The organism is uncultured Rhodococcus sp. (assembly GCF_963525155.1).
In the GTDB taxonomy this organism is placed as follows: Bacteria; Actinomycetota; Actinomycetes; order Mycobacteriales; family Mycobacteriaceae; genus Rhodococcus_F; species Rhodococcus_F qingshengii.
Genome location: NZ_CAURKP010000223.1, coordinates 1 through 7,418 on the forward strand (window position 1 = coordinate 1; position 7,418 = coordinate 7,418).

The following is a 7,418-nucleotide window of genomic DNA, read 5'->3' on the forward strand; positions in this document are numbered from 1 at the left end:
CCTCGGTACCTGCACTGCTGACACGGACTCGGTCGGCGAGGCCTTCACGGTCCAGATGCGCGAGCAAGATCTTTTCGGCCATCGGTGACCGGCAGATATTGCCGGTGCACACAAACGTCACATGAAGTGGTTCAGTCACGTGGAGTGGTTCAGTGGCGGCCATCGAGAAGTCCTCCCAGTTCGGATGCCGACGATACGGAGCGAAACGCTTGCCGCGCTTCCTCGGCGGAACCGTAGCCCCATTCGACGACGACGGTGGGGATGCCGTACTTCGCGGCGCCGAGCACGTCGTGATCACGGTCGCCGATCATGAGAACGTCGGGGGTTCCGCCGTCGGATGCGAGGACGGGAGTGATCCCGAGTGAGGTCAGCGAATGCGCGATCACATCGGGTTTAGCCCGACGAGTTCCGTCGTCACTCGCGCCGCCGATGAACTCGAAGTGCTCGGCCAGGCCGAAATGCTCGAGGATTCGAATGGCGAATCGCTCCGACTTGGAGGTGGCGACGGCCAGTCGGGTGCCGCTCGCGCGAGCCTTACCCAGGACGACGTCCATGCCCTCGTACACCGAGTTCTCCTGCCACCCGGTCGCGTCGTAACGCTCGATGTACGCGGCGATCGCCCGATCCACGTCCGCCGGGGCCATACCGAGTGACCTGAAGGTATCGACCATCGGCGGGCCGATCACCGATGCCAACATCGCTTCCGTCGGCTCCGGATGGCCGACAGTTGCCAACGCATGTCGGAAGCCGCCGTGAATGCCGGGAGCGGAATCGGTGATGGTGCCGTCCAGATCGAACAGAACTACAGGAAAACGGTCGAGGGGTGGTGTCGTCACGGCACTCATTGTCCCGGACGGCAGGGGTGATGTCCGCGCACGGTGCTCGACCGTAGGCTGACCGGGTGAGTACCGGAACGGTTGACCTGGAGAGCTTGCGACATCACGGCGATGTCGAAGCGGAGCCCGGGTTACTCGATTTTGCCGTCAACGTTCAAGGCTCCGGCCCGCCGAAGTGGTTGCGGGATCGGCTGGCCGCAGGGCTGGCGACGCTCGGTTCGTACCCGTCGGCCGCAGCGGAACTGAAGGCACGCGAAACGGTCGCGCAGCGGCACGGGCGCCGGCCCGAAGAGGTGTTGTTGCTCTCGGGCGGTGCCGAGGGATTCGCGATGCTGCCGCGTCTGGGCACTCGTTCGGCAGCGCTGATCCATCCGTCGTTCACCGAACCGGAACTGGCACTGCGAGAGGCCGGTGTGCCGGTGACTCAAGTGATTCTGGAGCCGCCTTTCGAGCTTCGGACCGCGCAGGTACCCGAATCCGCGGACCTTGTCGTTCTGGGCAATCCGACCAACCCGACGTCCGTGCTTCACCCCAAGGCCGATGTGTTGGCATTGCGTCAGCCGGGCCGGATCCTGGTGGTGGACGAGGCCTTCGGCGACGCGGTCCCAGGCGAAACGGAGAGCATCGCCGGTGTCGAGTCGGCGGATGTACTGGTCCTTCGGAGCCTGACCAAGACGTGGGCGCTCGCCGGATTGCGGTGTGGATACGCGATCGGCTCTCCCGATCTTCTGGCTCGACTCAGTCACGGCCGAGCCCACTGGCCATTGGGCAGTCTGCAGATCGAGGCCATCACGGCGTGCTGCGAACCGTTCGCCGTCGAGCAGTCGAGGATCAAAGCCGACGCGATTGCCGTGGACCGCCGAGACATGTCGCGGCGACTGACCGAGATCGGGATTGCCGTGCACGAACCCGCTGAGGGGCCGTTCGTGCTCATCGACGTCCGTGACGGCGCCACGATGCGAGAGCACCTGCGTGCCCGCGGAATCGCCGTCCGCAGGTGCGACACCTTTCCCGGACTCGGCCCGGATCGGCTGCGCGTGGCCGTCCGTCCAGCCGAGCAGGTTGCGGTACTGATCGAAGCGATGAAGGAGATCTTGTGAGTGGCCCAACCCTTGCGGACGTCATAGCCGTGCTGGAATCCGCTTATCCGCCGGCCCTGGCGGAATCGTGGGACTCGGTCGGCCTGGTCTGCGGCGATCCGGCCGACGCTGTGACGAGAGTGGTTTTCGCGGTGGATCCGACCGAGGCAGTGGTCGACGACGCCATCACCTCCGGTGCCGACCTTCTGGTCGTTCACCATCCACTTCTGCTGCGTGGGGTGGACACCGTCGGTGCTCACACACCCAAAGGTGCGTTGGTTCACAAGCTCATCAAGGCGGGGTGCGCACTGTTCTCGGCGCACACCAATGCGGACTCGGCCGACCCCGGAGTGTCCGACGCGTTGGCGCAGGCTCTGGGCCTGACCGTGCTTCGCCCGATCGAACCCAAGCCGACGCAGCCGCTCGACAAGTGGGTCGTCATGGTTCCGGTGGAGAATGCATCGGCCGTGCAGGATGCACTTTTCGAGGCCGGGGCTGGGCGGATCGGTGACTACCGCCAGTGCAGTTGGACCGTCACCGGCACGGGTCAGTTCCTGCCCGCCGACGGAGCGAATCCGACGATCGGGACCGTCGGCGCTGTGGAGCAGGTTCGCGAGAATCGTGTGGAAGTGATTGCCCCTCGCGGAAAGCGAAGCGCAGTGCTGGGCGCATTGCGTGCCTCCCATCCGTACGAGGAACCGGCCTTCGATGTCTTCGAACTCGCAGCGTTCCCCAGTTCACTCGGACTGGGGCGGTTGGGTGAGCTCGACCACCCCGAAACCTTGCGGGAATTCACCGCGCGAGTGGCGCGCTCACTGCCCTCGACCGAGTGGGGTGTTCGCGCGGCCGGAGATCCAGACACGACCGTTCGTACCGTGGCGGTGTGCGGCGGTTCCGGCGACTCGTATCTCGACGTGGTGGCGGCACTGGGCGCCGACGTCTACGTCACTGCGGACCTGCGGCATCATCCCGCGGACGAGCATCTACGCGCCGGTGGCCCGGCTTTGGTCGACGTCGCGCACTGGGCGAGTGAATACCCGTGGTGCGCACAGGCGAAATCGGTGCTCGACGCCGCGTTTGCCGACAATCCGGAGTGGGAAAGTCGGGTTTCGACAATTCGCACCGATCCGTGGTGTTTGAGTGCGCATTAGTGCAGCGCTCTGCAAGGTACGGTTGCACGAACAATTCAAGAGCAGTTCTTCGAGAGCCGTCCTTCGCGAGCACTGCCGACATCGGACTTACAGCAGGAGTTATACAGCGTGAACGTCGAACCACAGGTGCAATCCAAGCTTCTCGACCTCGCCGGGGTGGATGCTGAGCTCACTCGGATCACCCACCGACGCGGAGCGCTTCCCGAGCAGCAGGAAGTCGAACGTCTCGAGGCCGAGCGAATCAGCCGTAAAGACGCGTCCGTAGCCGTCGAAATCCAGATCGACGACATCGATCGCGACATTCGCAAGCTCGAAGGCGAGGTCGACGCGGTTCGTCAGCGCGAGGATCGTGACCGCACACTCCTGCAGAGCGGGTCGGTCGGGGCGAAGCAGCTCACCGAACTCGAACACGAACTCGGCAGCCTGGTCCGGCGTCAGGGGCTCCTCGAAGACGAGTTGCTCGAAGTGATGGAGCAGCGTGAGGCGTTGCAGGCCGATCACGATCACGCCGGTGCCCAGCTGTCCCAGGCCGAAGAAGAGCTGATCGACGCCAAGCGTCGCCGCGACGATGCCGTCGCTGATCTGGACAAGGCGCAGGAGCGTTGCGCCGCCGATCGTGAACGACTCGTCGGTGAATTCCCCGCCGATTTCCTTGCTGTCTACGAGAAGCAGCGCACCCTGGGCGGACCGGGCGCGGCGCTTCTGCAGGCACGCCGATGCGGCGCTTGCCGGATCGAGATCGACCGCGGCGAGATCTCGCGAATCGCCGCGACGCCGGCCGACGTCGTAGTTCGTTGCCCAGAGTGCAATGCAATCATGGTGCGTACCAAGGAGTCCGGTCTGTGACTCCCACGCAGGTCATCGTCGAGGCCGACGGTGGATCGCGGGGCAATCCCGGTCCGGCCGGCTACGGAGCGGTGGTGTTCGACGCCTCGCGCTCGGTGTTGGCCGAACGCAAGGAAAGCATCGGTATCGCGACCAACAACGTCGCCGAGTACCGCGGACTGATCGCCGGGTTGACCGCTGCCGGTGAACTCGGCGCGTCGACGGTCGACGTCCGCATGGATTCCAAGTTGGTCGTCGAGCAGATGTCCGGGCGCTGGAAGGTCAAGCACCCGGACATGATTCCGCTGCAGCGGCGCGCTGCCGAGCTGGCGACGCAGTTCTCGCGAGTGACCTACACGTGGATTCCTCGCGGCGAGAACTCTCATGCCGATCGTCTTGCCAACGAGGCGATGGACGCGGCTGCCGGCATCGAAACCGCAGCCCCCGCACCCGCCGCGCCGTCCGAAGAGACGTCGGAGCCGCAGATCGCCGGCTCTCCGGGATGGATCGCCACCACCGGCAAGCCGACACGAATGTTGTTGCTACGTCACGGACAGACAGCGATGTCGGTCGATCGCCGGTACTCCGGACGCGGGAATCCGGAGCTCACGGAACTGGGCCGCGCGCAGGCTGCCGGCGCAGCCGGACGCTTCGGGAACCGAGGCGGTATCGACGCCATCGTCTGCTCACCCCTCGGCAGAACCCGTGAGACGGCAGAGGCATCGGCCCGCGTGCTCGGTTTACCCGTCGTCGAGCACAAGGGTTTGATCGAAACCGATTTCGGCGACTGGGACGGACTCACGTTCCGCGAGGCAGCCGAGCGTGACCCGGACCTGCATCGCGAATGGCTCTCGGACACTTCGGTGCGTCCACCGGGCGGCGAGAGTTTCGACGAGGTACGCGAACGAGTCGTCGCCGCGCGTGACGACCTGATCTCGACCTACGGCGGCGCGACGCTGTTGGTCGTCTCTCACGTCACCCCGATCAAGACTTTGGTGCAGCTGGCCCTCGATGCCGGGCCGTCGTTGCTGTATCGGTTGCATCTGGATCTGGCGTCGCTGAGTATCACCGAGTTCTATCCCGACGGGGGAGCCTCGGTCCGGTTGGTCAACGACACGTCACACCTTCGCTGAAAGAGCCCCGACGGCTGATCAGCCTCTGATCAGATCACCAACCACAGGGCACTCACGGCGGCGAGCAATGTCAGTGGCGTCGTGATGACCCCGAGCAGAGTGAATGTCGCCAGCGTGGGCGGTGCGCCCGCGCTGGTGGCGACTCGTCGCCAGAGCATCGTTGCCAGTGAGCCCACGTAGGTGAGGTTGGGGCCGAGGTTGACGCCGATCAACATCGCAAGCACCAGCGCTGGAGGTGCCGCCGTTCCGAGCGCTGCGATCATCAGCAAGGTTGCCGGCAGGTTGTTGACGAGATTGGACGCAACCGCCGCTACCGCGGCGACAAAGAGCAGCGAGCCGTAGCTGGTGTCGCCTGGCAGGATCTGCGCAATCCATTCACCCACCGGCCCGTTCGCGACTCCGGCGACGATGATTCCGAGAACCAGGACGAACGCGCAGAACCAGAGGTCGGCAGCGTAGAGCATCTTGGCGGCGGTCGTACGGTGCCGAGACAGAGCGATCGCTCCCAGGACACTCGCACCCACCACCGCGATCCAGGCGGGCTCGATCCCGAAGAAACCCGAAACCGCGAAACCGAGCAGCGTCATTCCGATCACCGTCAGCGGCAGAATCGGCGCAGGCGCAGATCTGGCTGCCACCGGCGGTTCGGCGCTGTCGCCCCGCGCGAGTTCCGAACGGAAGAACAGTCGAAAAATCAGGTACTCGACAGCGATCGTCACAACCCACGGCAACGCCATCAATGCGGTGAAGTGCAAGAACGTCAAACCTGTTGCGGCAAACGCGATGAGGTTGGTCAGATTCGATACCGGCAGGAGCGTCGACGCCGAGTTCGACAGGTGCGCACTGGCATAGGAATGGGGCCGCGTACTTGCTCCGATGGATCGTGCGGCCGCGATCACCGCGGGTGTCAACAGCACGACGGTGGCGTCGAGGCTCAGGACCGCCGTGGTCAGGGCAGCGGCGCCGAAAACGTAAATCAGCAACCGGTGTGGATCGGCGAGGGATTTTTGCTGCAGGATCTGGCTGACCCAGCGAAAGACGCCGAGAGCGTCCGCGGCATGAGCGAGAACCAGCACGGCAACCAGGAAGACGACGGTGGGTGCCATGCTCGTCAGTTCTTCGCGGGCTTCGTCGAGAGTTACGACGCCGGTCAGGAGAACGATGACGGCTGCCGGCCCGGCGATGACGATCTCGGGAAGCCCGCGTGGACGCACTATCGCAAAGACGAGTACGGCGGCGACGAGCAGGATGGGAAGAAGAGTCACGCGTTGGTGCTCCGTGTCGGGGCGAGCGTCATTTGAGCAGTTTGTAGAGCGTGTTCAGGTTTCGGGTTGTGGTGAACGCCTTGAACTTCGGTTTTCCGGTGTTCCGGCCGAACGCGCTCTTGACGGTCTGCCCCTTCTCGACCTCCCAGTACAAGACTCCGTCGCCTGCCGCCACACGCTCGACCGAGGCATCGAGTTGCGCTGCCGCAGTGCTCAATTCCTCCAGGATTTCCGGCTCGGAGGCAACCATCGCATAAGCGTGCCAACCCTCGCGTTCGCGCTCGAACGGGTAGTTGTCCACGATCGCCTGCAGTGTCGGAAGGTCGAGGACGAACACCCAAGCCTCGTAGCCGAACTCGCGGGCAAGGGCGGATTCGATCTGTTTCTTCAGCGTCGGGATGTCGGTGCTCGGACTGTCGAACAGAACGTTGCCTGAGGCCAACACGGTTTTCACCCCTTGGAATCCGAGGTCACCGAAGACTCTCGCCAGGTCCGCCATCTTGATGTTGATGCCGCCCACGTTGATACCGCGTAGCAGGGCCACGTACCGAGTCATACGGTGACCATAGTGCCGGCCACCGACAGGCGCCCGGTAGCATACGGGGGCGGACGAGTTGGCCGGGCGGCCGCGGCTTCTGGAACCAGCGCGTATCGCGCACAGGCCTGGGGCCGAGGAAAGTCCGGACTCCACAGAGCAGGGCGGTTGTTAACGGCAACCCGAGGCAACTCGCGGGACAGTGCCACAGAAAACAGACCGCCTGCCTTTCGAGGCAGGTAAGGGTGAAACGGTGCGGTAAGAGCGCACCAGCACCTCGGGTGACCGGGGTGGCTAGGTAAACCCCGCCCGGAGCAAGGTTGAAGGTCGCATCGCTCGCGGTGCGGCTGCGCAGGCGTTCGAGGGCTGCTCGCCCGAGCCTGCGGGTGAACCGCTCGAGGCACCCGGCGACGGTGTGCCCAGATGGATGGTCGCCACTCGGCACTTCGGTGCCGCAGGACAGGATCCGGCTTACACGCCGACTCGTCCGCCCGCGATCTGCACAGTGAGAAAAAGAAGACCCCCACCGGATCGGTGGGGGTCTTCCTTGTTCGAAAAGCTGTCAGACAGGCTTGATGACCAGCAGCGTAGCCC

General features: G+C 64.6%; 7 protein-coding genes, 1 other RNA gene and 1 pseudogene. 5 read left to right on the forward strand and 4 right to left on the reverse strand.

Annotation, left to right across the window (positions count from 1 at the left end; translation table 11 throughout):
* A pseudogene (locus RWT78_RS26300) lies at nucleotides 1–163 on the reverse strand (protein tyrosine phosphatase); the annotation flags it as partial.
* The gene (locus RWT78_RS26305) at nucleotides 150–845 is read right to left on the reverse strand and encodes an HAD hydrolase-like protein (protein WP_042445748.1); all 696 of its coding nucleotides are present in this window, start codon (nucleotides 843–845) and stop codon (nucleotides 150–152) included. The pseudogene RWT78_RS26300 and the gene RWT78_RS26305, both read right to left, overlap by 14 nt.
* Before the next feature lie 56 nt (nucleotides 846–901).
* Between RWT78_RS26305 and cobC the strand changes: the two genes are divergently transcribed.
* The 4 genes from cobC (at nucleotide 902) to RWT78_RS26325 (ending at nucleotide 5,024) form a co-directional block, all read left to right on the forward strand.
* Nucleotides 902–1,936 (forward strand): Rv2231c family pyridoxal phosphate-dependent protein CobC, encoded by a 1,035-nt coding sequence (cobC, locus tag RWT78_RS26310; protein ID WP_314681958.1) that lies wholly within the window; start codon nucleotides 902–904, stop codon nucleotides 1,934–1,936.
* Entirely contained in the window at nucleotides 1,933–3,066 is a 1,134-nt protein-coding gene (locus RWT78_RS26315) for a Nif3-like dinuclear metal center hexameric protein (RefSeq protein WP_314681960.1), read from the forward strand. Before cobC ends, RWT78_RS26315 begins: the two co-directional genes overlap by 4 nt.
* Before the next feature lie 108 nt (nucleotides 3,067–3,174).
* Entirely contained in the window at nucleotides 3,175–3,912 is a 738-nt protein-coding gene (locus RWT78_RS26320) for a zinc ribbon domain-containing protein (protein ID WP_019748955.1), read from the forward strand.
* Nucleotides 3,909–5,024, forward strand: coding sequence for a bifunctional RNase H/acid phosphatase (locus RWT78_RS26325; RefSeq protein WP_050656436.1), 1,116 nt, complete (start codon nucleotides 3,909–3,911; stop codon nucleotides 5,022–5,024). Before RWT78_RS26320 ends, RWT78_RS26325 begins: the two co-directional genes overlap by 4 nt.
* A 29-nt stretch (nucleotides 5,025–5,053) precedes the next feature.
* On the opposite strand, the gene RWT78_RS26330 is transcribed toward RWT78_RS26325, so the two are convergent.
* Together RWT78_RS26330 and RWT78_RS26335 are read right to left on the reverse strand one after the other, a co-directional pair.
* Nucleotides 5,054–6,289 carry an SLC13 family permease gene (locus RWT78_RS26330; protein ID WP_042445760.1) on the reverse strand — a complete coding sequence of 412 codons (1,236 nt, stop codon included), beginning with the start codon at nucleotides 6,287–6,289 and terminating at the stop codon, nucleotides 5,054–5,056.
* A gap of 28 nt (nucleotides 6,290–6,317) precedes the next feature.
* The gene (locus RWT78_RS26335) at nucleotides 6,318–6,845 is read right to left on the reverse strand and encodes a DUF1697 domain-containing protein (RefSeq protein WP_007735458.1); all 528 of its coding nucleotides are present in this window, start codon (nucleotides 6,843–6,845) and stop codon (nucleotides 6,318–6,320) included.
* 54 nt (nucleotides 6,846–6,899) lie between these two features.
* On the opposite strand from RWT78_RS26335, the gene rnpB reads away from it, so the two are divergent.
* Nucleotides 6,900–7,314: RNase P RNA component class A (rnpB, locus tag RWT78_RS26340), an RNA gene on the forward strand.
* The last annotated feature ends 104 nt before the right edge of the window (nucleotides 7,315–7,418 follow it).

Bases quoted from the DNA above. Each gene is read 5' to 3' on its own strand.
- RWT78_RS26335 (WP_007735458.1), bottom strand. From the start codon at position 6,845: ATGACTCGGTACGTGGCCCTGCTACGCGGTATCAACGTGGGCGGCATC.
- RWT78_RS26305 (WP_042445748.1), bottom strand. From the start codon at position 845: ATGAGTGCCGTGACGACACCACCCCTCGACCGTTTTCCTGTAGTTCTG.